Source organism: Kocuria tytonicola (genome assembly GCF_003687175.1).
Lineage (GTDB): Bacteria > Actinomycetota > Actinomycetes > Actinomycetales > Micrococcaceae > Kocuria > Kocuria tytonicola.
The window spans coordinates 882,670-908,319 of the sequence record NZ_RDEX01000001.1; the positions used below are offsets into that span (position 1 = coordinate 882,670).

The 25,650-nt window shown below is 72.6% G+C and carries 26 protein-coding genes and 3 tRNA genes; 16 read left to right on the plus strand and 13 right to left on the minus strand.

The genetic code is table 11. The features are described from left to right. Window positions 1-68: 68 nt before the first annotated feature. Window positions 69-560 (minus strand): YajQ family cyclic di-GMP-binding protein, encoded by a 492-nt coding sequence (locus tag EAE32_RS03955; RefSeq protein ID WP_121864249.1) that lies wholly within the window; start codon window positions 558-560, stop codon window positions 69-71. Window positions 561-615: 55 nt separating this feature from the next. After that, window positions 616-1,575 (minus strand): patatin-like phospholipase family protein, encoded by a 960-nt coding sequence (locus EAE32_RS03960; RefSeq protein ID WP_121864250.1) that lies wholly within the window; start codon window positions 1,573-1,575, stop codon window positions 616-618. 166 nt (window positions 1,576-1,741) lie between these two features. On the opposite strand from EAE32_RS03960, the gene EAE32_RS03965 reads away from it, so the two are divergent. Together EAE32_RS03965 and EAE32_RS03970 are read left to right on the plus strand one after the other, a co-directional pair. Beyond that, window positions 1,742-1,823, plus strand: a tRNA-Tyr gene (locus EAE32_RS03965). A gap of 286 nt (window positions 1,824-2,109) precedes the next feature. Further along, the gene (locus tag EAE32_RS03970) at window positions 2,110-2,511 is read left to right on the plus strand and encodes a thioredoxin family protein (RefSeq protein ID WP_121846483.1); all 402 of its coding nucleotides are present in this window, start codon (window positions 2,110-2,112) and stop codon (window positions 2,509-2,511) included. Window positions 2,512-2,694: 183 nt separating this feature from the next. Here EAE32_RS03970 and EAE32_RS03975 read toward each other — a convergent pair whose 3' ends face one another. Both EAE32_RS03975 and EAE32_RS03980 read right to left on the minus strand, forming a co-directional pair. Beyond that, a complete protein-coding gene (locus tag EAE32_RS03975) occupies window positions 2,695-3,408 on the minus strand; it encodes a VIT1/CCC1 transporter family protein (protein WP_121846482.1) in 714 nt (237 codons plus the stop codon). A gap of 87 nt (window positions 3,409-3,495) precedes the next feature. Beyond that, window positions 3,496-4,533: a DNA-3-methyladenine glycosylase family protein gene (locus tag EAE32_RS03980; RefSeq protein ID WP_243635567.1), complete on the minus strand. Its 1,038-nt coding sequence runs from the start codon at window positions 4,531-4,533 to the stop codon at window positions 3,496-3,498. 174 nt (window positions 4,534-4,707) lie between these two features. On the opposite strand from EAE32_RS03980, the gene EAE32_RS03985 reads away from it, so the two are divergent. The 8 genes from EAE32_RS03985 to EAE32_RS04020 all read left to right on the plus strand — a co-directional run bounded on the left by EAE32_RS03985 (window position 4,708) and on the right by EAE32_RS04020 (window position 11,779). Then, window positions 4,708-6,333, plus strand: a complete 1,626-nt coding sequence (locus EAE32_RS03985; protein ID WP_121864251.1) for a DUF2079 domain-containing protein — start codon at window positions 4,708-4,710, stop codon at window positions 6,331-6,333. 134 nt (window positions 6,334-6,467) lie between these two features. Further along, window positions 6,468-8,540, plus strand: coding sequence for a DEAD/DEAH box helicase (locus EAE32_RS03990; protein ID WP_121864252.1), 2,073 nt, complete (start codon window positions 6,468-6,470; stop codon window positions 8,538-8,540). A gap of 370 nt (window positions 8,541-8,910) precedes the next feature. Then, window positions 8,911-8,982, plus strand: a tRNA-Thr gene (locus EAE32_RS03995). Between the two features lie 52 nt (window positions 8,983-9,034). Further along, a tRNA-Met gene (locus EAE32_RS04000) sits at window positions 9,035-9,108 on the plus strand. A 152-nt stretch (window positions 9,109-9,260) separates the two neighbouring features. After that, window positions 9,261-9,710 carry an FAS1-like dehydratase domain-containing protein gene (locus tag EAE32_RS04005; protein ID WP_121864253.1) on the plus strand — a complete coding sequence of 150 codons (450 nt, stop codon included), beginning with the start codon at window positions 9,261-9,263 and terminating at the stop codon, window positions 9,708-9,710. Next, window positions 9,707-10,189: a MaoC family dehydratase gene (locus tag EAE32_RS04010; protein ID WP_121864254.1), complete on the plus strand. Its 483-nt coding sequence runs from the start codon at window positions 9,707-9,709 to the stop codon at window positions 10,187-10,189. The genes EAE32_RS04005 and EAE32_RS04010 overlap by 4 nt, the downstream gene beginning before the upstream one ends. A gap of 11 nt (window positions 10,190-10,200) precedes the next feature. Continuing rightward, entirely contained in the window at window positions 10,201-11,319 is a 1,119-nt protein-coding gene (locus EAE32_RS04015; protein WP_121864255.1) for a UDP-N-acetylmuramate dehydrogenase, read from the plus strand. A gap of 52 nt (window positions 11,320-11,371) precedes the next feature. Beyond that, the gene (locus EAE32_RS04020; protein WP_121845654.1) at window positions 11,372-11,779 is read left to right on the plus strand and encodes a PGPGW domain-containing protein; all 408 of its coding nucleotides are present in this window, start codon (window positions 11,372-11,374) and stop codon (window positions 11,777-11,779) included. Window positions 11,780-11,943: 164 nt separating this feature from the next. Here the strand turns inward: EAE32_RS04020 and asd are convergent, their stop codons facing one another. From asd to EAE32_RS04055, 7 genes are all read right to left on the minus strand, one after another. Beyond that, a complete protein-coding gene (gene asd / locus EAE32_RS04025; protein ID WP_121864256.1) occupies window positions 11,944-13,080 on the minus strand; it encodes an aspartate-semialdehyde dehydrogenase in 1,137 nt (378 codons plus the stop codon). A gap of 113 nt (window positions 13,081-13,193) precedes the next feature. Beyond that, window positions 13,194-13,538, minus strand: a complete 345-nt coding sequence (locus EAE32_RS04030; protein WP_121845652.1) for a GNAT family N-acetyltransferase — start codon at window positions 13,536-13,538, stop codon at window positions 13,194-13,196. Window positions 13,539-13,575: 37 nt separating this feature from the next. Next, window positions 13,576-14,148 (minus strand): dihydrofolate reductase, encoded by a 573-nt coding sequence (locus EAE32_RS04035; RefSeq protein ID WP_240625050.1) that lies wholly within the window; start codon window positions 14,146-14,148, stop codon window positions 13,576-13,578. Further along, window positions 14,145-14,966, minus strand: a complete 822-nt coding sequence (locus tag EAE32_RS04040) for a thymidylate synthase (RefSeq protein ID WP_121845651.1) — start codon at window positions 14,964-14,966, stop codon at window positions 14,145-14,147. Before EAE32_RS04040 ends, EAE32_RS04035 begins: the two co-directional genes overlap by 4 nt. A 31-nt stretch (window positions 14,967-14,997) precedes the next feature. Beyond that, complete coding sequence (locus tag EAE32_RS04045; RefSeq protein ID WP_121864257.1) at window positions 14,998-15,948, minus strand: NUDIX hydrolase; 951 nt, start codon at window positions 15,946-15,948, stop codon at window positions 14,998-15,000. A 78-nt stretch (window positions 15,949-16,026) separates the two neighbouring features. After that, a complete protein-coding gene (gene mshD, locus EAE32_RS04050) occupies window positions 16,027-16,938 on the minus strand; it encodes a mycothiol synthase (RefSeq protein ID WP_121864258.1) in 912 nt (303 codons plus the stop codon). Window positions 16,939-16,972: 34 nt separating this feature from the next. Beyond that, on the minus strand, window positions 16,973-17,662 hold the full coding sequence (locus EAE32_RS04055; RefSeq protein WP_121864259.1) for a response regulator transcription factor: 690 nt from the start codon (window positions 17,660-17,662) through the stop codon (window positions 16,973-16,975). A gap of 176 nt (window positions 17,663-17,838) precedes the next feature. Between EAE32_RS04055 and EAE32_RS04060 the strand changes: the two genes are divergently transcribed. The 3 genes from EAE32_RS04060 to ygfZ all read left to right on the plus strand — a co-directional run bounded on the left by EAE32_RS04060 (window position 17,839) and on the right by ygfZ (window position 20,379). Beyond that, window positions 17,839-18,447: a hypothetical protein gene (locus EAE32_RS04060; protein WP_121864260.1), complete on the plus strand. Its 609-nt coding sequence runs from the start codon at window positions 17,839-17,841 to the stop codon at window positions 18,445-18,447. A gap of 115 nt (window positions 18,448-18,562) precedes the next feature. Then, entirely contained in the window at window positions 18,563-19,180 is a 618-nt protein-coding gene (locus EAE32_RS04065) for a nitrobindin family protein (RefSeq protein WP_121845646.1), read from the plus strand. Next, the gene (ygfZ, locus tag EAE32_RS04070) at window positions 19,177-20,379 is read left to right on the plus strand and encodes a CAF17-like 4Fe-4S cluster assembly/insertion protein YgfZ (RefSeq protein ID WP_121864261.1); all 1,203 of its coding nucleotides are present in this window, start codon (window positions 19,177-19,179) and stop codon (window positions 20,377-20,379) included. The genes EAE32_RS04065 and ygfZ overlap by 4 nt, the downstream gene beginning before the upstream one ends. A gap of 120 nt (window positions 20,380-20,499) precedes the next feature. On the opposite strand, the gene EAE32_RS04075 is transcribed toward ygfZ, so the two are convergent. Then, window positions 20,500-21,531 (minus strand): 6-phosphofructokinase, encoded by a 1,032-nt coding sequence (locus EAE32_RS04075; RefSeq protein WP_121864262.1) that lies wholly within the window; start codon window positions 21,529-21,531, stop codon window positions 20,500-20,502. Window positions 21,532-21,734: 203 nt separating this feature from the next. Between EAE32_RS04075 and ppk2 the strand changes: the two genes are divergently transcribed. The 3 genes from ppk2 (at window position 21,735) to EAE32_RS04090 (ending at window position 24,987) form a co-directional block, all read left to right on the plus strand. Beyond that, entirely contained in the window at window positions 21,735-22,646 is a 912-nt protein-coding gene (gene ppk2 / locus EAE32_RS04080; protein WP_121845643.1) for a polyphosphate kinase 2, read from the plus strand. Window positions 22,647-22,725: 79 nt separating this feature from the next. After that, a complete protein-coding gene (locus tag EAE32_RS04085; protein ID WP_121864782.1) occupies window positions 22,726-23,421 on the plus strand; it encodes a hypothetical protein in 696 nt (231 codons plus the stop codon). 72 nt (window positions 23,422-23,493) lie between these two features. Then, window positions 23,494-24,987 carry a PepSY-associated TM helix domain-containing protein gene (locus EAE32_RS04090; RefSeq protein ID WP_121864263.1) on the plus strand — a complete coding sequence of 498 codons (1,494 nt, stop codon included), beginning with the start codon at window positions 23,494-23,496 and terminating at the stop codon, window positions 24,985-24,987. 299 nt (window positions 24,988-25,286) lie between these two features. Here the strand turns inward: EAE32_RS04090 and EAE32_RS04095 are convergent, their stop codons facing one another. Continuing rightward, the gene (locus EAE32_RS04095; RefSeq protein WP_121864264.1) at window positions 25,287-25,649 is read right to left on the minus strand and encodes a hypothetical protein; all 363 of its coding nucleotides are present in this window, start codon (window positions 25,647-25,649) and stop codon (window positions 25,287-25,289) included. Window position 25,650: the final 1 nt, after the last annotated feature.

The following is a 25,650-nucleotide window of genomic DNA, read 5'->3' on the forward strand; positions in this document are numbered from 1 at the left end:
CGGGCAGAACCGGCGCCCAGGGGAAAGGGCCGGAACGGTGACACCGTTCCGGCCCTTTCCCGTGTGCTCTAGCGGTAGTTCATGAACTGCAGATCGACCTCGAGATCCGCGCCCTTGAGCAGCGCGATCACGTCCTGGAGGTCGTCGCGGGACTTGGAGGACACCCGCAGCTCGTCGCCCTGGATGGTGGCCTTCACGCCCTTGGGGCCCTCGTCCCGGATGAGCTTGGTGATCTTCTTGGCCTGGTCCTGGGCGATGCCCTCCTTGATGGAGGACTCGATGCGGTACTCCTTGCCGGAGGCGTACGGCTCACCGGAGTCCAGGGACTTCAGGGAGATCCCGCGTTTGACCAGCTTGGACTGGAACACGTCCAGCACCGCCTCGGCCCGCTCCTGGGAGTTGGCCTTGACCATGATCTTCTCGCCGGAGAAGTCGATGTCCGCGCCCACGCCGCGGAAGTCGTAGCGCTGCGCCACTTCCTTCTGCGCCTGGTTCAGGGCGTTCGCGACCTCTTGCTTGTCCACCTTGCTGACCACGTCGAACGATGATTCGGATGCCACTGTCTACTCCTCGACTGCTCGGGTGCGAACCGGGGGACGCGGGAGAGCGGTGCGCTCAGGCGTCCCAAAACTGCCTGACCCGGTCCGCGAGCAGGCGCCCCTGCGCGAGACCGGCCTCGAACGAGGGTATCCGACTCGCCGGGTCCAGGGGATTGGTCCCGAAGGCCGCGTGGCTCGCCGCGTCCGCGGTCACGTGCAGCGCGCTGCCCGTCTCCTCGATCAGCCGCAGCGACTGCTCCAGGGTGGGCCCGAACGGGCTCGTGGGTGGCTCCGGATTGCACGAGAGCACGAGCACCCGGTCGTGGCCCGCGGCGAGGTCCGCGTTCGTGGCGGAGCGCATGCCGCCGTCCATGTAGGCCCTGTCGCCGATATGCACCAGTGGGAACACCAGCGGCACCGTGCAGCTCGCGGCCACGGCCCGCACCAGGGGAACACCGCCGTCCGCGTCGAACACGGTGAACCCGCCGTCAGCGATGTCCACGGCGGTGACTGCGAGCCGGCCCTCCGGCCAGTCCTGCGGCAGGGCGTGGCCGATCCGCGCGAGCCAGTCCTCCTCGCTCATGGCCGCGGACGACGACGCCGCCCGCGCCCCGATCCGCGCGCGGCCGTCCCGCTCGTCCTGCGCGCCCTGGGCCGCCTCGGCCATCAGCTGCAGGAAGGCCTCCGGGTCGAACGGCGGTGCCGCCGACGCGGAGGCGGGCCGTGCGGCGTCGTCCTCACCGCCCCGCGAGAACTCGGCGCGCAGGGAGTCGGTGCCCAGGGACCCGGCGCGCAGCCGCACCGCCACGGACGAGCCCGCGGACGTGCCGACCACGAGGTCCGCGGACCCCAGGTCCACCCCGGCCGCCAGCAGCGCCGAGAGCAGTCCGCTCTCCCAGGCGATGCCCGCCGTGCCGCCGCCCCCGAGGACGATGGCCCGAGTGGTGGGTGAGGAACCGGCGCCGGTGTCCGGCCCGGCGTCGGCAGGGGTGGGGTGCCCGGGGTTCCGGGTGGTGGTGCGCGTGGGGTCCTGCATGGTGTCCGCCTCCGTGGTGTGGGTTCCGGTGCCCTCCCAGGGTAGGAGGGTGCCGGTGCAGGGCCCGGCTTCCGCCCGGCGGCGGGGCGATTTGGGGCCCCTGCGGCTGTCCGTGTACTGTTGAGGTGCTTCGCCGCGCGGTACCACCGCGTGCGCTGGGCGTCTCGGCAGGTTACCCGAGCGGCCAAAGGGGGCTGACTGTAAATCAGCTGGCAATGCCTACGGGGGTTCGAATCCCTCACCTGCCACCGAGATCCACGGGAGCGGCGCGAACCGCTCCACCAAGGGACGTCCCGGACCGAACGGTCCGGGACGTCCCTTTTTCTCGTGGCCGGTCCCGTCGGCCGTCTCCTGCGGAGCGTGGCGCCTCCTGCTCTCCAGGCCGCTTCGGCCCGCCCCGGTGCCGGTGGCACTGCCCATTCCCCAGTGTCCGTTGCCCGGGGCCGCGGACCGCGTGTCCAGTCGAGGGGCGTTCCTTGAGCCCGCAGTGAACTGTCTGGAACCCGCCGGAGGCACGGTCCTAGGGTGTGGGGCATGGCTACCGTAGACATCACCCAGGACACCCTGGGCCAGACCATTTCCGACAACGACATCGTCCTGCTGGACTGGTGGGCGGAGTGGTGCGGACCGTGCAAGCAGTTCGCCCCCACCTACGAGGCCGCGTCCGAGAAGCACCCCGAGATCGTGTTCGGCAAGGTGGACACCGAGGCTGAGCAGGGGCTTGCCGCAGCCGCCCAGATCTCCTCCATCCCCACCCTCATGGCGTTCCGCGAGGGCATCCTCGTCTTCTCGCAGCCGGGCGCTCTGCCGGCCGCATCCCTCGACCAGGTGGTCGACGCCGTCAAGAACCTGGACATGAACGAGGTTCGTGCGGAGGTCGAGAAGCAGGCCGCCGAGGCAGAGTCCGCGGCGGAGCCCGAGGCCCCGCAGAACTGACGCGCGCGCCGACCGCCGGCGTCGTGCTTCGGCGCGTGCGGGGCCTCGCAATGACGTGAGCGGTGCGGGCGGGGGAGCGGCGCGCCCCGTCCGGTCCGCATCCAGCACGAGGGCGGTTCCCCGGTGGGGGAACCGCCCTCGTGGCGTGTCTGGCGAGGTGCTGAACCCGCGCGGCGTCGTCCGCTACGCGGCGGAGACCCCCAGCAGGGAGCCGATCAGGAACGTGGCGCCCAGGGCGATGGCACCGCCCACGACCACGCGGACGGCCGCGCGTGCCACGTGCGGCGTCCTGCCGAGGCGCGCTCCGAGCGTGCCCGTGAGGGCGAGAGCCACCAGGACCGCCACGAACGTGACCGGGATCCGCCACTCCGGGGGCGGCAGCAGGATGGCGAGCATGGGCAGGAGGGAGCCCAGGAAGAACGCCAGGGCGGAGGAGATGGCGGCGGACCACGGATTGACGATGTCGTCCGGGTCGATCCCGAGCTCGGCGTCCAGGTGGGCGCGCAGCACGTCCTTCTCCGAGAGCTCCAGGGCCACCTGCTTGGCCGTGGCCTCGCTGAGCCCGCGCTCCCGGTAGAGCTCCGCGAGCTCCTCCAGCTCCGCCTCGGGCATCTCCTGCAGCTCCCGCTTCTCCTTCTCGATGAGAGCTTCCTCGGAGTCCTTCTGGCTGGACACGGACACGTACTCGCCGAGGGCCATGGACAGCGCCCCGCCGATCACGGCCGCGGAACCCGCCACGAGGATGGGCCCGTTGGCGGCGGTCGCCCCGGCCACACCCACCACGGTGGCGGCCACGGAGACGATGCCGTCGTTGGCGCCCAGGACTGCGGCGCGCAGCTTGTTGAGTCGGTCCCCTGATTTCTCGGCATGGGGCTCTGCCACGGTGTGCTCAGACATGCGAGTAGTGTGCGCCGGATCTCCACGGGCTGCCAGCCAGGGAAGCCATACCTTAACGAGACCGTCCGGTTCCCAGGCGCGGGCAGGTCAGTGGCGTCGGTGGTCCTGCGGGCTCAGCCGCGGACCGAAGGACGGCTTGCGGTGACCGCTGGCCTTGAGGAGCCGCACCACTCGCTGCCGGTGTCCGCGCCAGGGTTCGAGCAGCTCGAGCATCCGCTCGTCGGAGCCCGGCGCACCGTCGAAGAACCAGCACACGTGGTCCGCCAGGTGGTAGTCGTAGACGCTCACCCCGTCCGGGTCCCCGTGGGTGCACTGCGTGATCTCCGCGGCCGTCCACGGTCCGATCCCACTGATCGACTGCAGGGCGGCCCGGACACTCGCGGGATCCTCCCGGTGGGAGAGCCGCTCCAGGGCGGAGGCCCGTTGCACGGTGCGCATCACGGTGGCCGAGCGCGCAGGGTCCACTCCCGCGCGGTGCCACTGCCAGGACGGCACCCGCCGCCACTGCTCGGCGGTGGGCGGCACCCTCATGCCCTGCGGGGCGGGGCCGGGTGCGGGCTCGGCGATCCACCGCAGCAGGGCGCGGTAGGCGCGCACCGCCTCGAGCGCCGTCACCCGCTGCTCCAGGATGGCGACCACGGCCCGGTCCAGGACCGCACCGGTGGCGGGCAGTCGCAGCCCGGGGTGCTCGTGCCGGGCCCGGACGAGCACGTGGGGCAGCTGTGCGAACCCCGGCGAGGACTCGAACTCCTCCCACGAGTCACGGGCACCGACCCACGCCGGCGCGCGCTCGATCCACACCGACGCCCCGGGGCCCCACGCCTCCGCGACCACGTCCCGGTGCAGAGGGTTCTCCCCGCTGGTCCGTGGGGGCCTGGTGAAGCGTGCGCCCACGGGCAGGCCTGCGCAGCGGGTGGTGAGCCACGCGCAGTCCTCACTCAGCACGCGCACCGTGGGGTCCTCGGCACCGCGTCCCAGCACGCGCAGCGTCTGCCCCAGGTGCAGGGGCCCGGGCGGTGTCCAGCGCCGCCGCACGGGGTCTGCACCCGGGCAGCGCTGCGCGTCCGCCTGAGTGGTCGTCACCTCCGTGGTCATGTCCGCGATGCTCCCAGGGCGCTCCGACATGCACAGGCACCCTGACGTGCGCAGGCGCTCCCGGGGCTGCGACCCCACCGCCACGGGGTCAGGTGGCCCCCGGGGTATCCTGCCGCGGAGGCGTCGCACGCCCCCCGTGCGCCCGGGCGGACCGCCGCCGTCCGCGCACGTCGATCCTCGGACCACGGAAGGGGAGCACCGGACATGCACCGCAGCGCCGTCCCCCGTCTGCTCCCCGCGCTGGTGGGCGCCGTGGCCACGTCCCTGTACGGCGCGTTCTCCTGGAGCCAGTGGATCCGCGGGGAGACGCCCTCGTGGGACAACGCGATCTTCACGCAGCTGCTGTCCTCGTACGCGGCGGGTCACGGTCCGGTGGTGGACATCAAGGGCCACGGGTACAACCTCCTGGGGGACCACTTCCACCCCCTCGTGGCGCTCCTGGCGCCCGTGTACCGGATCTTCCCCTCGGCCCTGACACCCATGCTCCTGCAGGACGCCCTGTTCGGGGTCTCCGCCGCGCTCATCACCCGCTGCGCACTGCGGGTGCTGCACCCCGCGCCCGCGGCCGCGATCGGCTGCGCCTACGCCCTGAGCTTCGGGCTCCAGAACGCGGCAGCGGTGCAATTCCACGAGATTGCGCTCGCCGTGCCGCTGCTGGCCGCCGGCCTGACCGCCCTGCGCGAGCAGCGCTGGCTCGCGGCGACACTGTGGACCGCCCCCGTGGCCCTCGTGAAGGAAGATCTCGGGATCACGGTCGCGGCGGCCGGCGGCCTGATGCTCGGGCACGCCCTGCGCCCCTCCCTGCGCCGTGGCCTCCCCGCGGTACGACGCCGCTGGGCCGCGCTGTCCTCGGACGCCGCCCCCGTGGGCGCCGTCGCGGGAAGGCCCGGCGGGAGGCGGGACGCCCCCGTGGTGCCGCGCGACACCGCGCTGCTGTGCGGCGTCGTGCTGGTGGTGTGGGGCCTCGCGGTGACCGCGTTCGCGGTGGGGGTGGCGCTGCCCGCACTGAACCCGGACGGGGCGTTCGCCTACGCGGACAGACTGGACGTCGCAGGCCTGCTCCGGGACCCCGCGAGCGCGGTGATCCTCCAAGTGGCGCCCGCGCAGAAGCTCGGGACGTGGCTCCTGCTGCTGCTCGCCGGTGCGGTGGTCGCGGTGCGCTCACCCATTGCGCTGGTCGCTCTGCCCACCCTGACGTGGCGCATGCTCTCGCCCCACGAGGGGTACTGGGGGCCGGGGTGGCACTACAGCGCGGTGCTGATGCCGGTGCTGTTCGTGGCGCTGGTGGACGCGGTCGTCCGCCTGCGGGCAGATGCCGCGGCCGCGTTCGGGCGTGCCGAGCGGGGGGACGGCCGTGTGGCGGGCGGACACTGCGGGGACCCCGGACGCGGCGCCCGCGCGGAGGCCTCGGTGCTGTGGGTCATGGCGACCGGAGCGCCGTGGCTCGCCCTCGCCGTGGCGCTCGCGGTGGGCACGCAGCTGCCGCTGGCCCGGCTGGCCGGTGCCGAGGCGTGGGAACCGGATCCGCGGCGAGGGGTCAAGGCCGCGGCGGTCGAGGAGATCCCACCGGGTGCGAGCGTGGCCACGGACCTCACCCTCATGAATGCCCTGGTGAGCCGCGCGGACGTGCACTGGATCGGCAGTGCCGGCGATCCCGCCCCCCAGTACGTGGCGGTGGACCGCGCCAGCGCGGCGTGGGGCGGGCAGGGTCCGGCGGACGTGGCGGCGTACGCGCGGGAGCTCTACGGCGCCGACTACGCGGTGGTGAGTGACGAGCAGAACATCGCGGTGGTGCGGATCCAGCCGTCGGGCGGGGGTCCCGTGCGGTAGGCTGGGGGTCATCATCCCGGTTCCATGTCCTCAGCAACCGTTTCGCCGTCTTCGGCACGTCGGTTCCGGACTTCAGCGGTCGTTCCGCTCGCACCGGTGTCAGTCACTCCATTCCACCGAAGCGAGGTTCTTCCGTGCCCACTGAAAACATTCCCGACGACAGCACCACTGCCCACACCGTGGCTCCCGCGAGTGACCCGGGCGAGACGGCGGTCGTCGATGCCGACGCCGCTTCCGCCGCTGCGCAGGACGCACCGGCCGCCGAGCCCGCCGCCATGTCGGACGAGACCACCCAGGCCCCCGCCGCCACGGACGTTCCCGTGAACCACGGCGTCGAGACCACCGGGAAGTCCTCGGACGCCCCGGACGAGCCGCAGCAGCCCACCTTCGCCGAGCTGGGCGTGGACGGCCGGGTGCTCGCCGCCCTGGACGAGGTGGGCTACGAGTACCCCTCTCCCATCCAGGCGGCCACGATCCCCGCGCTGCTCAGCGGCCGCGACGTCGTCGGCCTGGCCCAGACCGGCACCGGCAAGACCGCGGCGTTCGCGGTGCCGGCGCTGTCCAAGCTCGCGGAGCTCTCGGACCTGCACGGCCCGCAGCGCAGCACCCGTGTGCTGGTGCTCGCCCCCACCCGTGAGCTCGCGCTGCAGGTGGCCGAGGCGTTCGGCTCCTACGCCACGCACCTGGACGACTTCACCGTGCTGCCCGTGTACGGCGGCTCCTCCTACGGGCCCCAGCTGGCCGGGCTCAAGCGCGGCGCGCAGGTGGTCGTGGGCACGCCCGGGCGTGTGATCGACCACCTCTCGAAGGGCTCCCTCTCGCTCGACGACATCGCCTACGTGGTGCTGGACGAGGCGGACGAGATGCTGCGCATGGGCTTCTCCGAGGACGTCGAGAAGATCCTGGCCCAGACCCCCACCGAGAAGCAGGTGGCCCTGTTCTCCGCCACCATGCCCAAGGCCATCCGCCGGATCGCGCAGCAGTACCTGCGGGACCCGCAGGAGATCACGGTCAAGGCCAAGACCACCACGGGCACCAACACCCGTCAGCGCTACATGCAGGTCATGGGCCCCCACAAGCTGGACGCCATGACCCGCGTGCTGGAGGTCGAGGACTACGACGGCGTCATCGTCTTCGTGCGCACCAAGGCCGCCACCGAGGAGATCGCGGACAAGCTGAAGGCCCGGGGCTACACCGCCGCGGCGATCAACGGCGACATTCCCCAGAACCTGCGCGAGCGCACGGTGGACTCCCTGCGCGAGGGCAAGATCGACATCCTCGTGGCCACGGACGTGGCCGCCCGCGGCCTGGACGTGGAGCGGATCTCCCTGGTGGTCAACTACGACATCCCCCACGACACCGAGTCCTACGTGCACCGCATCGGCCGCACGGGCCGCGCCGGGCGCAAGGGCGAGGCCATCCTCTTCATGACGCCGCGCGAGAAGTACCTGCTGCGCGCCATCGAGAAGGCCACCCGCCAGCCCGTGGAGCAGATGCGCGTGCCCACCACGGACGAGGTCAACCAGACCCGCAAGGACAACTTCGCGCAGCAGATCGAGGAGACCATCGAGTCCGAGGACCTCGGCCTGTTCCGCGAGATGGTGGAACGCTACGAGTCCGAGCACGACGTGGACGCCGTGGAGATCGCCGCGGCGCTGGCCGTGATCGCCCAGAACGGCCGCCCGTTCCTCGTGGAGGACCTCCCCGAGGTGCCCCAGCGCAAGCGGGACCGCGAGCGCCGCGAGGGCGACGGCCCCCGCAACCGCCGCTCGCCGGGCGAGGAGGCCGGGATGCGGACCTACAAGCTCGCCGTGGGCCACCGGGACCGCGTGGTTCCGGGTGCAGTGGTGGGCGCCCTCACGCACGAGGGCGGGCTGAACGGCTCACAGATCGGGGCGATCGACATCCGCCCCACGTTCACCCTCGTGGGCCTGCCCGAGAACCTGCCCGCGGGCACGCTCGACAAGCTGTCCACCACGCAAATCAACGGTGCCCCCATTCGGATCCAGGAGGACCGCGGCCCCGGTGGCGGCGGCGCCCGTGGCGGTGCTCGATTCAAGGGCGGCGACCGCGGGCCCCGCAACGACCGTGGTGGCTACCGCGGTGACCGCGGCGGTGGTCGGCCCCGCGGCGGCGGCACGTCCTACCAGGACCGCCCCCGCAAGAAGAGCTACGACAAGTTCAACGGTGGCTACTCCGGGCGCTGACCCGGACCCCGTGCGAGCGGCCCCTCACTCCCCGCGGAGCGAGGGGCCGCTCGCACGTCGGGGGAGGGGAAGCTCGGCTTCCCGGATCCTCCCTTCCCCGGCCCCCGGGTCCTCTCCTGGTCCTCTCCTGCCCTACCCCCTGCATCTGCTCCGCCAGTGCAGCTTCCCGGGCCGTTTTCTGCACCTGCTCCACCTCGCAGCGTGAAAGGGGAGCGCCGGACGCCCCGGGGGGAGAGGCCGTGGGGGTGCGGCAGGGGTGGTGCGGCCGGGCGCGGCCTGACCGGGTGTCGCGGGCCTGCCGGGCCCCGGATTCAGTGGCCGCAGCCCGTTTTGTGCATCGCGCGGGCATCCTGTTAGAGTATTCCGCGTTGCCCCGATAGCTCAGTGGTAGAGCGCCATCTTGGTAAGATGGAGGTCCCGGGATCGATTCCCGGTCGGGGCTCTCATGATGACAGCCTGCGGTCCCTGTGATGCGCAGGTTTCATCCATGATGTGGCGGTGTAGCTCAGCTGGTTAGAGCGCACGACTCATAATCGTGAGGTCGACGGATCGAGCCCGTCCACCGCTACCGTTCAGGCGCCGTTCCCCACCGGGGAGCGGCGCCTTTCTCGTGCCCACCCTCCGCGTCACGGAGGTCGTCCCTGGGTGCCGCCGCCACGCCCGCGCCCGGGGGAGGGGCCGCTAGGCTGGGCGCAGACCGTTCGTCGAAACGAGGAGAGCATGGCCGTTTCCGCTGACGTGGTGGGCACCACCTACCCGTCCATCGCCCCGTACCGGGTGGGCCGCGAGAAGATCCGCGAGTTCGCCACCGCCGTCAAGGCCCAGGACCCCGCCCACCACGACGTCGCCGCGGCGCAGGCCGCCGGGTACACGGACATCGTGGCGCCCCCCACCTTCGCCATCGTCGTCTCCCAGCGGGCCGACGCCGCCCTGGTCAACGATCCCGCGGCGGGCATCGACTTCTCGCGGGTGGTCCACGCGGACCAGCGCTTCACGCACCACCGGCCGATCGTGGCCGGGGACGAGCTGACCGCAGCGGTCACCGTGGACGCCGTGCGGCCCCTGGGCTCCGGTGCCATGGTGACCTCGCGGGTGGAGATCACCACCACGGACGGAGAGCCCGTGGCGACCACCGTGTCGTCGCTGCTCGTGCGGGGGGAGGACCAGTGAGCGTGGACTTCGGGACCCTGGAGAAGGGCCAGCAGATCGGTGAGCGCACGGTGGAGGTGTCCCGCGCGGACCTCGTGCGGTACGCAGGGGCGTCCGGGGACTTCAACCCCATCCACTGGAACCCGGAGTTCGCGCGTTCGGTGGGGCTGCCGGACGTGATCGCCCACGGCATGTTCACCATGGGCGCTGCAGTGGCGCTGGTGACCGAGTGGGCCGGGGACCCGGGTGCCGTGGTGGACTACCAGACCCGCTTCACCAAGCCGGTGGTGGTCCCGAACGCCTTCGGCACAGCCGTGGAGCCCAGCACCCGGCTCACGGTGACCGGAACGGTCGGCGCGGTCGACCCCGAGGCGCGCACCGCGCGGGTGGACCTCACGGTCACCGCTCCGGACCTCTCCGGGCCCGAGGCGGATCCTGCCGCGGCGACGCCCCTCAAGGTCCTCGTCAAGGCCCAGGCCGTTGTGAGATTCCCCCACTAGACTCGGGCACCATGAACGCACCCCGCCTCTCCGAGCTCACGACCACGGCCGTGGGCGGCCCCGCCACGCGGTACGTGGCCGCCACCACCGAGACCGAGGTCGTGGACGCCGTTGCCGCCGCGGACCGCGCGGGGGAGCGCGTGCTGGTGGTGGGCGGGGGCTCCAACATCCTGGCCTCCGAGCACCCGTTCGACGGCACGGTGGTGCACGTGGCCACTCGCGGGTTCTCGGTCTCCGAGGACGCCGACGGCGTCGGCGTCCTGGTGCGGGTCGCCGCCGGCCACCCGTGGGACGAGCTCGTGCGCGAGACCGTGGAGCGCGGGCTGTCCGGGTTGGAGACGCTGTCGGGCATCCCGGGCACCACCGGTGCCACACCCGTGCAGAACGTGGGGGCCTACGGCGCGGAGGTGTCCCAGAGCATCGTGGGCGTGGAGACCTGGGACCGCGTGGAGCGCACCCGGCGCTGCTTCGCGTTCGAGGAGCTGCAGTTCTCCTACCGGGACTCGGTGTTCAAGCGCAGCATTTCCCACGGCTCACCGCGCTACGTTGTGCTGTCCGTGGCCTTCCGGCTGGAGCCCCGCGAGGACTCCATCCCCATCCGCTACGCCCAGCTCGCCACGGCCCTCGGGGTGGAGGTGGGCGAGCGCGCCCCCCTGGCGAGCGTGCGGGAGACCGTCCTGCGCCTGCGTGGACGCAAGGGCATGGTGGTCGATCCCCAGGACCGGGACACCTTCAGCACCGGCTCCTTCTTCACCAACCCCGTGGTCCCCGAGCACGAGCTCACCGACCGCATCCCCGCGGACGCCCCGCGCTACCCGGTGCTCGACGCCCGGGGTCACACCGTGGAGGGCGCCGTGAAGTTCTCCGCGGCGTGGCTCATCGACCACTCGGGCTTCGGCAAGGGCTTCGGCCTGCCGGGCACCCGCAACGTGCTGCTGGAGCTGGACGGCGAACTGGTCGCGGGGGGCAGGGCCTCGCTGTCCACCAAGCACACCCTGGCCATGACGAACAGGGGGCAGGCCTCCGGTGAGGACGTCGCAGCCGTGGCACGCACGGTGCAGCGCGGCGTCGCCGAGGTCTTCGGCGTTCACCTGGAACCCGAGCCCGTCCTGCTGGGGCTCACCCTGTGAACGGGCCCCGCGCCGCGGCCGGGCCCCGCTCCGCGGCGAGGACGCGTCCGGCATGAGCTCCGAGTTCCACGAGGAGGTCGAGCGCGGCGAGCAGGGTGGCAGGGTCCACCGGGCCGTCCTGCGGCTGCGCGCGTGGTCGGAGCGGCACCCCGCGCTGCGGATCCTCCACAAGGGCATCGTGATCGTGCTCGGCGGCATCCTCGGGCTGGCGGGCCTCGTGATGCTCGTGACGCCCGGCCCCGGCTGGTTGTTCATCTTCCTGGGGCTCGGGGTGTGGAGCACCGAGTTCGAGTGGGCGCACCGGCTGAACCTTCGCATCAAGCGCGTGGCCCTGCGGGTGTGGCGGTGGTGGTCCAACCTGATGGCCGAGCGTCGCCACCGGCGCGCACTGGCCAAGCCGCCACGCCTGGCGCCGGGCCCGCGCCACCTGCGCGCCGAGCCGCCCGAGGACGCCCACTGAGGCGCTGAGCGGGCAGCCACCCCCGGCCCGGCGACGCCGCCGCGCGGCTCCGCGGACGGCGCGGGGGCCGCGCCGCACCGGGGCCGGAGGACGGAGCCACGGTGACCGCCGAGGAGCGGCACCCCACCCGGGCCGCGAGGTCCGGGTGGCGCGGGGGTCGCGGCTCAGAGCGTCCCGAGGGCGATCTTCAGCATGCGGCGCACGGGTTCGGCGGCGCCCCACAGCAGCTGGTCCCCCACGGTGAACGCGGAGATGTACCGCGGACCCATGCTCAGGGGCCGGATGCGCCCCACGGGGATCTGCAGGGAGCCGGAGGCGGCCACGGGCGTGAGGTCCCGCACCGAGTCCTCCTTGGTGTTGGGCACCACGGTGGCCCACTCGTTGTCCGCGTCCAGGATCCGCTCGACCTCCGTCACCGGGATCTCCTCCCGCAGCTTGAGGGTCAGGGCCTGGGAGTGGGAGCGCATGGCCGCGATCCGCACGCACAGCCCGTCCACGGGAACGGCGGTCTCCCCGGAGCGGCCGAGGATCTTGTTGGTCTCCGCCTGGGCCTTCCACTCCTCGCGGGACTGGCCGTTGCCCAGGTCCGCGTCGATCCACGGAATCAGGGAGCCGGACAGCGGCACTCCGAACTGCGTGGTGTCCAGGTCCCCGCCGCGCTGGGCGGCGAGCACCGCGCGGTCGATCTCGAGGATGGCCGAGGCCGGGTCCGCGAGCTGGTCCGCCACGTGTGCGTGCAGATCGCCGAACTGCTGCAGCACCTCGCGCATGTGGCGGGCGCCGCCCCCGGAGGCCGCCTGGTAGGTCATGGACGTGGCCCACTCCACGAGGTCGTTGCGGAACAGTCCGCCCAGGCCCATGAGCATGCAGGACACCGTGCAGTTGCCCCCCACGAAGTCCTTGACCCCGCGGTCCAGGGCGGCGTCGATCACGTCCCGGTTCACGGGGTCCAGCACGATCACGGCGTCGTCCTGCATGCGCAGGGTGGAGGCGGCGTCGATCCAGATGCCGTCCCAGCCCCGGCTCCGCAGGGCCCCGTGGACGGCCTTCGTGTAGTCCCCGCCCTGCGTGGTCACCAGCACGGGCAGCGTGGCCAGCGCATCGAGGTCGTGGGCGTCCTGCAGCGTTCCGGTGTCCCCGAGTCCGGCAATCTCCGGTGCCGCACCCCCGGCGTTGGAGGTGGAGAAGAACACGGGGTCCAGTCCCGTGAAGTCGTCCTCGGCGCGCATGCGGTCCATGAGTACGGAACCCACCATGCCGCGCCAACCGATGAAACCTACGGCTGCGGGGTGTGAAGTCATGGCCTCCACTCTACCGAGGGACTGGGCCACGGCTGCGGGCCCGGGGCGCGCCGCCGCCGCGGTCCCCGAGCCGAGCCCGCGCACGGGTCCGGGTGGGGAGCCCGTGGACCGCCTCAGCCCTGACCGCGCGGGCCAGGGGTGTCGGCGAGCAGGTCGCGGTAGGCGGGGAAGCGGTCCATGTAGTCCTGCACGTAGCTGCACGTGGCGCGGACCCGCACACCGCGCTCGCGGTACCCGTCCAGCACACGGGTCACCAGGGTGCGGGCGTAGCCCCTGCCGCCGAAGGCCTCGGAGATGATGGTGTGCTGCAGGTCCACCGTGCCGTCCGGCAGCACCTCCACGCCCAGGAACCCGATGTACTGCTCGTCGCGCCACAGCTCGTACCGGGACTCGTCGTGGTTGGGGACGATCCGCAGCGCGGGATCGGTGTCGGTGCTCGGTGTGGATGCGCTCGTCACGGTGGGGCCTCCTGCTCGGGGTGTGTGGAGGATCACGCTATCGCACGGGGGTGCGCGTCCACTCGTCGATCCGGAACCGGGTGCCGTTGCCCGCCACGGTCCAGTCCTGGACCTCGGTGCGGGACCACGCGGCGTCGAGACCCGGGGCGTGGGTGTCCCCGGGGACGTCCAGGTCCACGGTGGTCACCAGGACCCGGGTGAGCGGCAGCGCGGCGTGCGCGGCGGCGTCGCGCCACACGCTGGGCCCGCCGAGCACCCAGATCTCCCGGGGCGCGGTCTCCGGACCGGCCGCGGGCTCCGTGGCGAGCACTCCGAGTGCCACGTCCACGGCCTCGGCGTAGGACCCCACGGCCCACACGCGCTCCCCGTCAGCGGGCACGGACTCCGGGCGGGAGGTGATCACGATGTTCTGCCGCCCGGGCAGCGGCCGCACCCGCTCCGGGAACGAGTCCCACGTGCGCCGGCCCATGACCACGGGGTGCCCGATCGTGATGCGCGCGAAGAACTTCAGGTCCTCGGAGAGGTGCCAGGGCAGCCCGCCGTCCACCCCGATCACACCGTCCGGCGTCTGCGCCCAGATGGCGCCCACCACCACGTCGCCCGTGCTCACACCGCCACCGGTGCCTTGATGCCGGGGTGGTGCCGGTAGCCCTCCACCGCGAAGTCCTCGAACGCGTAGTCGAAGATGCTGTCCGGGCGCCGGAGCAGGCGCAGCCGGGGATAGGGGTAGGGTTCGCGGGCCAGCTGCGTGCGCACCTGCTCCAGGTGGTTGGCGTAGATGTGGCAGTCGCCGCCGGTCCACACGAACTCGCCCGGGACCATGTCGCACTGCTGGGCCACCATCACGGTGAGCAGGGCGTAGGAGGCGATGTTGAACGGGACACCCAGGAAGAGGTCCGCGGAGCGCTGGTAGAGCTGGCAGCTCAGGGCGTCGGGGCCGTCCTCACGGGGCTGCACGTAGAACTGGAACAGGGCGTGGCACGGCGGCAGCGCCATCCGGTCCACCTCGGCGGGGTTCCACGCGCTCACCAGGTGCCGGCGGGAGTCAGGGGTGGTGCGCAGGGAGTCCACCACCCGCGCGATCTGGTCGATCGTCTCCCCGTGGCCTGCGGGCCAGCTGCGCCACTGGACGCCGTACACGGGCCCCAGGTCCCCGTTCTCGTCCGCCCACTCGTCCCAGATGCTCACACCGCGCTCCTGCAGCCACCGCACGTTCGAGGAGCCGGAGAGGAACCACAGCAGCTCGAGCGCCACGGAGCGGAAGTGCACGCGCTTGGTGGTCAGCAGGGGGAAGGACTCGCCCAGGTCGTAGCGGATCTGGCGCCCGAACACGGACAGGGTGCCGGTGCCGGTGCGGTCCGTCTTGCGGGTGCCGTGCTCCAGGACGTCCCGCAGGAGGTCCTCGTAGGGGGTGGGGATGCCGGGCATGGGCTTCCTCTCTCGACGCCGCTGGGCGGAGTCAGTCGTCGAAGGGCGAGATGATCTCGAAGGCCACGGTCTGCGAACGCTGTGCCCCGCGGGGCATGTGCAGCACGATCATCTGCCCGGGGCTCAGGTAGGGGTCGGAATCCGGCAGCTGTCCGGCCAGGTCCGAGGGCATGTGCTTGGCGAGCACCTTGAGCACCGTGGGCAGCACCGGACGGTGGGTGCACAGCACCACGGGCCGCTCGGTGTCGAAGAGCTGCTCGGTGACCTGGGCGGCCCGCTTGGGGTGGCGCTTGTGCGTGGCCTCCGTGAGCTGCGGGCGCTCCTTGACCTTGACGCCGTGCTTCTGGGCGTAGGGGACCACCGTGGACATGCAGCGCAGCCACGGGGAGGTGACCACGCGCTCGGGTCCCCACGCGGCGAGCAGGCGCGTCACGGCGAGTGCCTGGCGCTTGCCCGTGGCCGCGAGGGGGCGGTCGCCCTCGGCGCGCTGCCACGAGGAGCGGGGCTTGGCCTTGGCGTGGCGGATCACGATCACGGGGCGGGTGGCCAGGCACGCGCGGGAGTGCAGCCTCGCGAGTTCTTCCAGGGGCGCCCGGTCGTCGGTGTTGGTGAGCATCTCCCGGGCCCGCTCCACGGTCACCCACTCCATGCGGTCCACCTCGTCGTCCTCGGGCACGGCCCGCACGTTCGGCGCCACCTCCGCGGCCCAGTAGCGCACGAGCTTGTCGTGGCCGCGCACCTTGTACTCGGAGTCGCCCAGGTGCACCCCCAGGGTCACGCGCAGCCCGGTCTCCTCGCGCAGCTCGCGCACCGCGGTCTCCGGGAGGGTCTCGCCGTCGTCCTGCTTGCCCTTGGGCCAGGACCAGTCGTCGTAGCGGGGACGGTGGATGACCAGCACCTGGAGCTCGCCGTCCACCACCCGCCAGCAGAGACACCCGCCGGCGAGGATGTCGTACGTGCCCAGGGTGGTGTTCTTCGCCATGGTCTGCTCTCCGTGCTCAGAAGCTCATGCCCCACCCGGGTGGAGGGGGCGGGGGATACGTAACGATGGTAGTGGTGCTCAGCTGCGGTACATGACGTCCACGTGCCAGTGCTCGAATCCCAGGGACTCGTACAGGGCCACCGCGGCGGAGTTGTCCGCGTCCACGTAGAGCATCACGTCCCGCAGGCCCTGCTCCGCGAGGTGGTTGATCCCCGCCGCGGTCAGTGCCCGGCCCAGACCGCCGCCCTGCCGGGACGGGTCCACGCCGACGGCATAGACCTCACCCAGTGCCGGGGAGTCACCGGAGGCGGGGTGCACCTTGGTCCAGTGGAAGCCGAGGACGCCGTCCGGTTCCTGCGACTCCACGGCCAGCAGGAACCCGCGCGCGTCGAACCAGGGCTCGCCCTCGCGCTCCTGCAGGTCCGCGAGTGTGATCCGCCCCTGCTCGGGGTGCTCGGCGAAGGCCGCCGCGTTGACGCGCAGCCACGCCTGCTCGTCCCGGCCCACCTCGAACGGACGGATCTCCACGCCGTCCGGCAGCGAGACCTCCAGGGGGACGTCGGAGGCGTCTGCCACGGTGCGCCTGAGCTGCAGCAGGTCCCGCACCGGTGTGAGGCTGTAGAGCTCCGCGAGCCGCTGCGCCGCGGGCTGGTTGCCGTGCGCCCACGCCTCCACGGTGCCGTCCACCGCGGCGCGCAGCTGCCCCGCGATGGCCGTGGCAATCCCCCGGTTGCGGTGCGCGGGGTCCACGGTCAGCTCCACGGTGAACGTGGAGGCCGCGTCCTGCTGCGGCACGACGACGGCCGCCCCCACGAGGTCGTCGCCGTCGGTGGCCGCCACGCACGTGACGCCCTCGCGGCCGGAGCGGAGGTCCACGAGGGTCTGGTCCGAGAACGGGGGTTCGCCGTCCGCGGCGCGGGAGCGCTCGCCGAGCGAGGCGAGGTCCTCGGGGAAGGGGATGCTGTCGTACGGGGTCACGGTGACGGACACGGTGGTGCCTCCTCGGTGCTGGAACGGCCGACGGTCAGGCTGCTGGCTCCCTGCCCGCGGTGAAGCTGTACCCCACGTTACGCACAGTCGTGATGAGGTGCTCGTGGTCCGAGCCGAGTTTGGCCCGCAGCCGGCGGATGTGCACGTCCACAGTGCGCGTGCCGCCGTAGTAGTCGTAGCCCCACACCTCGGACAGCAGCTGGTGGCGCGTGAACACGCGGCCCACGTGCTGCACCAGGAACTTCAGCAGCTCGAACTCCTTGAAGGTGAGGTTGAGCGGCCGCCCCGCGAGCTTCACGGTGTAGGAGTCCTCGTCGATGCTCACGGAGCCCGCGCGCAGCACGTTCTCCTCCGGCTCGGGGGCGCCCGGGCCGGCGGGGGCGCTCGCGAGCCGCACCCGCGCCTCCACCTCGGCGGGTCCGGCGGTCTCCAGGACGACGTCGCTCACGCACCACGACGCCGCCACTGCCGCCATGCCGCCCTCGGTCACCACGAGCAGGACCGGGAGGGGCCGCTGCGCCGCGGAGAGGGACTGGGCCGTGTTGCGCGCCCCCACGAGGTCTCCCGTGCCGTCCAGGACCACGAGGTCCGGGCGCCCCGGTCCGGTCAGCGCCGGGACCCGGTCCCACGCGTGCCCCACCACGGTGTGGTGCAGCAGCTCCAGTGCAGGCAGCACCGCCCCCGCGGAGCGTGCACCAGGGCTGAGCAGGGCGATGTGGGTCACGGTGGGATCCGCTCGGACGCGAGGGGCCGGTGCCGCACGGGCACGGCCGATGACCGGGCCAGTATAGGCGGGGCGGGTCCGTGGCCCGCCCTCGCCCGGCCCGGCGGGTTGGGCGGCTACCCTGGCACCGGGGACGGATCACGTCTCCTCCACCGCTGCACCCGAAGGAACCCGCCATGAAGTACGCGCGCATCGTCCTGGCCACCGTCGTGGCGCTGGTGCTCGCGCTCGCCGCGGGCGTCGTCGGCTCCTGGGCCCCGCTGGTGGTCTCCGTCGCCATGGCCGTGACCATCGGGGTGGGATGGCCCGCAGCCGCCGGCATCCACGCCCGGCGCCGCCACAACGCACTGATCGCCGTGGCCGGCACGCTCGCGTGCCTGCTGGTGCAGCTCGTGCCCTCCCAGCGGCTCGTGTGGCTGCCCGCGATCATCGGGGTGGCGTTCATGGCCGCGTGCGTGGCGGAGCTCGTGCGCGGGGAGGGCGCCGAGCACCGGCTCGAGTCCGTGCTGGCCTCGGTCACCGGGGTGCTCGCGGCCGTGGCGTCCTCGGGGTGGATCGCGTTCTCCACCGTGGCCCACGAGCAGGGGCTGAGCGGCTGGCTGACCGTGGCCGGAGTGGGCGCACCCCTCGCCGTGATCCTCGCCGTCGCGGGTGCACGCGTGATCTCCGCGGCTCCCGAGAGGCTGCCGCGCCGGGGCATGATCACGCTCGGTGTGACGCCCGTGGCGCTGCTCGGAATGGTCGCGGTTTTCGCCAGTCAGGTGCTGGCCGCCGTGGTAGCGTGACACCATGCTTGCACTCGAAATCTTCTACCTGACCCTGCTGGGACTCTCCACCGTCGCCATCGGTCTGATCGCCCTGAAGGTCGTGTTCAGCCTGTTCAAGGGGCAGATGTAGCTCGTGCCCATCGAGATCCCCACCGACCTCACCCCCGAACTCGTCCCCTTCGCCTGGCTCCTGGGCACGTGGGAGGGCAACGGCTTCATGGGGTACGGCGACGCCGAGCAGCGTGCCTTCCGGCAGCGCGTCACGTTCGAGCAGACCGGCCTCCCGTTCGTGATCTACCGCGCGCAGACCACGCTCCTCGACGAAGAGGGCGAGCCGCAGCGCGAGGCCACGTACGAGCAGGGTTTCTGGGAGCTCGCCCGGCCGCGTGAGGACGGGGACGCGGGTCCCGGCATGCTGCCCCCGGACCCCCTTCCCGTGCTCAAGTCCGCCGAGGACGTGGAGCAGCTGCGCAACGCGAACGGCGGCTTCGACATCTCCGTGACCATTGCCCAGCCCGGTGGTGTTGCTGAGCTGTACCTCGGGGAGATCAAGGGCCCGCGCGTGGATCTGCGCACGGACGCCGTGATCCGCGCCCGGGGGGCCAAGGAGTACCAGTCCGGAACCCGACTCTACGGCCTGGTCAACAACCACCTCATGTGGGCCTGGGACATGGCCGCGGAGGGCCGCGAGCTGAGCACGCACGCGTCCGCCGAGCTCACGAAGGTGGAGAAGGCCGACCCCCAGCCGTGACCGATCCCACTCCCTCGTACTCCTCCGTGCTGCTCCAGCGTCACGGTGCCGTCCCGGCGGGCGGGCAGGACACGGGCGTGGCCGCCCACTACGGGGACCCCGTGCCCGAGCAGCGCGCCCTCGCGCGCGGCCGTGCCGTCGTGGACCAGTCCCAGCGCGGCGTCGTGACCGTGAGCGGTGCGGACCGGCTGAGCTGGCTCACCACCCTCTCCTCCCAGGTGCTGACGGGGTTGCAGCCCGGTCAGAGCTCGGAGACCCTCTTCCTGAGCGTCCAGGGACGTGTGGAGTTCGCTCCGCACGTGCTGGACGACGGCACCACCACCTGGCTGCTCACCGAGGCCGCCGAAGCTCCTGCTCTCACCGCCTGGCTCGAGTCCATGCGCTTCGCCCTGCGGGTCGAGGTGGAGGACGTCAGCGCGCACTGGGCCGCGCTCGCCGCCACCCGAGACCTCACGGAGCCCCTGGACGCCGCGCTCGCCGGGGACGGCGGTGTCGGGCGGGTCCTGGTGTGGCGCGATCCCTGGCCGGAGGTGACCGCCGGCGGACACGCCTACGCCACCACACACGAACATCCCGGCGCGGACCGCCCGTGGTACGAGCACCTCGTGCCGCTCCACGAGCTGGAGACCGCCGTGGCAGCCCTGGAGAGCGAGGGCCTCGTCCTGGCCGGCGCGTGGGCCGCGGAAGCCCTGCGGATCGAGGCCTGGCGGCCCCGCTGGGGCGTGGAGACCGACGAGAAGACCATTCCGCACGAACTCGACTGGATGCGCACCGCGGTGCACCTGGCCAAGGGGTGCTACAAGGGCCAGGAGACCGTGGCACGCGTGCACAACCTCGGGCACCCGCCGCGCCGACTCACGTTCCTTGATCTGGACGGCTCCCAGCACACCCTGCCCGAGGCGGGCGCGGCGGTGGAGCTCGGTGGCAGGACCGTGGGTCGGATCACCGCAGCTCAACTGCACCACGAGGCCGGGCCCGTGGCCCTGGCCGTGCTCAAGCGCTCCGTGGACCCGGCCGCCGACCTCACCGTGCGCGACGTCGTGCGGGACGCCCCGCAGGGCGGGGACGGCATCGAGGAGCCGGCCGTGCCGGAGCAGTGGGCCGCGGCCCAGTCCGTTGTGGTCCCCCCGGAGGCAGGTTCCGTGGTGGGGCGCGCGCAAGGCCTCTTGCGCGGCCCCCGGGGCGGCCGCTCGGGCTGAGCGCCCGTCGCGGCCAGCGGCACACCGCCGGGGCGGCGGCGTCGACACCGGAATGCACGCGCGGACCGGTCCTTCCGAGGAGGACCGGTCCGCGCGCGGTCGTGCCGAGGGGCGCGGCACTCAGCGGCCGAAGAGCTCCTTGGCCTCGTCGTAGCGTTCGCGCGGAACGGCCTTGAGGCCGTCCAGCGCCGCGGAGAAGTCCACGCGCACCACGTCGGTGCCGCGCAGGGCGCACATCTTGCCCCACTGCTTCTCGTGGGCCATGGCCACGGCCGCGATGCCCAGCCGGGTGGCGAGCACCCGGTCGAAACCCGTGGGGGCGCCACCGCGCTGGATGTGGCCCAGGATGGTGTTGCGGGTCTCGATGCCCGTGATCTGCTCGATCTCCTGGGTGATGTACTCCCCGATGCCGCCCAGCCGCGGGCGGCCCGAGGCCTCCACGCCCTTGCCCGCAATGGCCTCGTCCCGATGGTCCGGGATGAAGCCCTCGGCCACGACCACCAGGGGAGAGCGGCCGCGGTCGTGGACCTCGCGCACCCACTCGGAGACCTGTTCCATGGACTCCCGGAACTCGGGGATGAGGATGGCGTGGGCACCGGCCGCCATGCCGGAGTGCAGCGCGATCCAGCCCACGTGCCGGCCCATGACCTCCGCGACCATGCAGCGGTGGTGGGACTCGCCCGTGGTGCGCAGCCGGTCCATGGCGTCCGTGGCGATCGAGACCGCGGTGTCGAAGCCGAACGTGTAGTCCGTGGCCTGCAGGTCGTTGTCGATGGTCTTGGGAACGCCCACCACGGGGAGACCGGCGTCCGCGAGCCGCTTGGCCCCGGCCAGGGTGCCCTCGCCGCCGATCGCGATCACGGCGTCGATCTCGTGGTGCTCCAGGACCTTCGCGATGTTCTCGGGCCCGCCCTGGGGGCCGTCGAACGGGTTGGTCCGGGACGTGCCCAGGATGGTTCCGCCCTGGCGCGCGAGCCCGCGCACGCTCTGGCGGGGCAGCTCCATGACGTCCCCCTCCACGACGCCGCGCCAGCCGTCCCGGAAGCCCACGAACTCGTGGCCGAAGGATTTGATGCCGTGCAGCACCGCGCCGCGGATCACCGCGTTGAGTCCGGGGCAGTCCCCGCCGCTGGTCATAAGCCCGATTCGCATGTGCTTCAGTGCTCCTCTGTGGTCGCGTGGTAGCTGGCACTTCCATCCTAGTGACGGGTGTGTCCCAGGGGTCGGCGGGAGCGCGCGGAACTGCCCGGGCGGCGCCGGGCGGGTTCCGGCCACACCGACCGGGTGCGGCAACTAGGATCGGGGAGGACGTGTGAACAGGTGCGTTCGCAGCGCCAGGCCACCAGGAGGACACCATGACCGCCCAGCAAGAACCGGCCCGTGAGAATCTGCGCGAGTTCATCGACAAGCTCGTGGACCAGGGCTACACGGTGCGGGACGGGCAGTCTCCGGACCCGGACCTGATCGACCCGGGGGGAAGCGCGGTGGAGACCTGGCGCGAGGGCTACCCGTACGACGAGCGCATGTCCCGCGAGGACTACGAGCTGGAGAAGTACCAGCTGCAGATCGAGCTGCTGAAGTTCCAGTACTGGGGCCAGGACAACGACCTCAAGCACGTGATCGTCTTCGAGGGCCGCGACGCCGCGGGCAAGGGCGGCACCATCAAGCGCTTCACCGAGCACCTGAACCCGCGTGCCGCGCGCGTCGTCGCCCTGAACAAGCCCTCGGACCGCGAGCAGGGGCAGTGGTACTTCCAGCGCTACATCCAGCACCTGCCCACCAACGGGGAGATCGTGCTCTTCGACCGTTCCTGGTACAACCGCGGCAACGTGGAGCGGGTGATGGGCTTCTGCACGGACGAGCAGTACGAGTCCTTCATGCTCCAGGCCCCCGTGTTCGAGAAGATGCTCGTGGACGCCGGGATCCACCTGACCAAGTTCTGGTTCTCCGTGACGCAGCACGAGCAGCGCACGCGCTTCGCGATCCGCCAGATCGACCCGGTGCGCCGCTGGAAGCTCTCGCCCATGGACCTGGCCTCGCTGGACCGCTGGGAGGACTACACGGTCGCCAAGGAGGAGACCTTCCGTCGTACGGACACGGACCACGCACCGTGGATCACCATCAAGTCCAACGACAAGAAGCGGGCGCGCCTGAACGCCATGCGCTTCTTCCTCAACCAGTTCGACTACGACGACAAGGACACCTCCGTGGTGTACCCGCCGGACCCGCTGATCGTGCGCCGCGGCCGGGACGCCGTGGACGACTGAGCCGCGCTCCGCACCACCCGCACCACCCGCACCACCTGCCCCACCCAGTCGAGGCCACCCGATGGATCACAGCGAGCCCGTGAGCCGCCCCGCCCGGTTCTGCCGCGGCTGGGCGGCCGCCGGTGTCTCCATCCTCTGCGCGGCCACCTCCCACTACGCGGTCGACCCCCGCCCGCCCAGCGTGCTGCTGCTCGCGGTGGCGTTCGCACTGGCCGCCCTGGTGTGCGTGCTGCTGGCCGGGCGGCGCATGGGCCCCCTGCGCACCGGGTGCGCCGTGCTGCTGAGCCAGGTGCCGTTCCACCTGATCTTCTCGGGCGGCGGCCACTCGCCGCCCCCGGCCTCCTCGCCCGTCGCCGCGTCTGCCCCGGAGGTCTCGGCGCTGCGCCACGCGCACCATGCTGCAACGGTGCCCCCGTTCCCGCCCGGCCACGGCGGCGGTGACCTGGCCGGTGCCGCAGCACGGTCCCACGACGCCGCGGCGGGCCACGCGGGAGGCCTGGCCGACCTCCTCACGGCGGGCCACGGCCCCATGGTCTGGGCCCACCTCGTGGCGGCCGCCGCGACCTTCGTGCTGCTGCGCCACGTGGAGAACTGCTGGTGGCGCTTCCTCGACGCCGCCGTGCGCGTGCTCTTCACGGCGCTGCGGCTGCTACGACCGGTCCTCGTGCCGTGCCACGGGCTGCGGCCCGTCCCGCTGGCCTACCTCCTGCCGCCGCGCACGTGGTCGCCCGTGCGCGTCATCTCACGGCGCGGCCCGCCTCTCCTCTCGATCTGAGCAGTCCACCACCGAACACCCCGGCACGCCCGGGGTGGCCTCGGCCTGTCTTTCATCGAGAGGTACTTCACCATGTCCACAGCACTGGATGCATCGTCGTCCGAGCGGGCCCGCACGGGTTCGCACTCCTCGTCCGCGTGGCTGCTGCCGCTGCTGCGCCGGCTGCACTTCTACGCGGGGCTCTTCGTGGGCCCCTTCCTGGTGGTCGCCGCGGTCACCGGGGCCCTGTACGTGTTCACTCCGCAGCTGGAGCGGGTGGTCTACGCGGACGCCCTCACCGGCACCACGGCCGCCCAGCCGCTGAGCGTGGACGAGCAGGTCCGCGTGGCACGCCGGGCGGTCGGCACCACCGAGCCGCCCGTGAACGTCCGCCCCGCGTCCGACGGCGGGACCACGCGCGTCATGTTCGCGGACCCCGCCCTCGAGCGCGGCGAGTCCCGCGCGGTCTTCGTGGACCCCGGCACGGGGCGCGTCACGGGTGAGATGACCGTGTACGGCACGAGTGGCGCCCTGCCGCTGCGCACCACCATCGACCGGCTGCACCGGGACCTGCTGCTCGGCGAACCGGGGCGGCTCTACAGCGAGCTCGCGGCCTCCTGGCTGTGGGTCCTCGCCCTGAGCGGCGTGGTGCTCGTGGTGCTCCACCGGCGCCGCGTGACCGCGGGGCGGCGGGCCCGCGTCAGCCTGGTGCCCCGGCCGGGGGAGGCGAACGCCTACCGGCGCACCCGTTCGTGGCACACGGCCACCGGCGTGTGGCTCGCCGTGGGCTTCCTGTTCCTCGCCGCCTCGGGCCTCACGTGGTCCGCGTACGCGGGGGAGAACGTGTCCCAGCTTCGCACCGCGCTGAACTGGACCACGCCGAAGGTCTCCACGGGCCTCGGCGGGGGCTCCGGCGGCGCAGCCGGGGACGAGCACGCCGAGCACCACGGCCACTCCGGCCATCAGGGTCACGACGGTCACCAGGACCACTCGGGCCACCACGGCCACGACGCCGCCGGGTCCCCGGGCTCCTTCGACGCGGTGCTGGCCACCGCGCGGGAGGCGGGGCTGGACTCGCGGATCGTGGAGATCAAGCCGCCCGCCACGGACGGGACGGCGTGGACGGTCTCCGAGAACGAGCGCTCCTGGCCCACCCAGGTGGACAGCGTGGCGGTGGACCCGCACCGGCTGCAGGTCACCGACCACGTGCGCTTCGCCGAATGGGGCCTTCCCGCGAAGCTCACCCAGTGGGCCATCGCCGCACACATGGGGCTGCTGTTCGGGCTGCCCAACCAGCTCGTGCTGCTCGCGCTCGCCGCGGCCATCGTGGTGCTGGCGGTGAGCGGGTACACCATGTGGTGGCGCCGCCGCCCCACCCGGGCCGAGGGCGTGCAGTTCGGACCGCTGCCACCGCGTGGCGCCCTGCGCGCCACCCCGGTGTGGGGGTGGCTCGTCCTGGGGCTGGGAACGGTTGCCGTGGGGCTGTTCGTCCCGCTGCTGGGCTTCCTGGCGGTGGACCTGCTGCTGGGGCTCCGGGCACGAGGCCGCTCGGACGGCACCGCGTCCCGGGTCACCCCGCAGGAGTGACCGCGCGGGAGCGCCGCAGGCCCTGACACGGCAGCGGCACACGCGCTGAGACGGCAGCGTCGCAGGCGCAGACACGGCCGTCCCCCGTGCTCCGCGGACCGCGCACCCAGGGTGGGCGGCGGGCCCGGTGCCGGAGCCTGGCCCGGGGGCCGTTCCTGCCGCCCTGCACCGGCCCGTCCCCGCAGCCCGGCACGCAGTGAGAACGGCCGTGGGCCCCACCGTCCGGTGGGGCCCACGGCCGTGGTGCACGTCAGCGCAGTGCCGGGTGGCGCGCGAGGCGCGGGGTGCCGGGAACGGGCTCAGGCGTCGTCGGGCCGGAAGTTGAAGCGGTCCACCGCGGCCCACGAGGCGGCGGCGTTGACCGCGGCCACCGTGAGCACGGAGGGCCACGCGCCGAGCTTCTTGGCGAGCGGGTGGGAGAGCCCGAAGCTCGCCCCGTAGAGGATGCCGAGGTTCGTGGCGGTCGCGGGACCGCCGGAGGCGAGCCACGTGCGGCCCGCCGCGGCACCGCACACGGCGAGCACCACGCCGCCGAGGGAGCGGACCCCGGTGGCCCGGGCCACGCCGTAGCCGCCGACCAGACCCGCTCCCACCAGTGCGGCGCTGGGAACGGCCACGGGGGAGGGCACGCGGGCGCGCGCGGTCTCGAGGAGCTCGCTCATC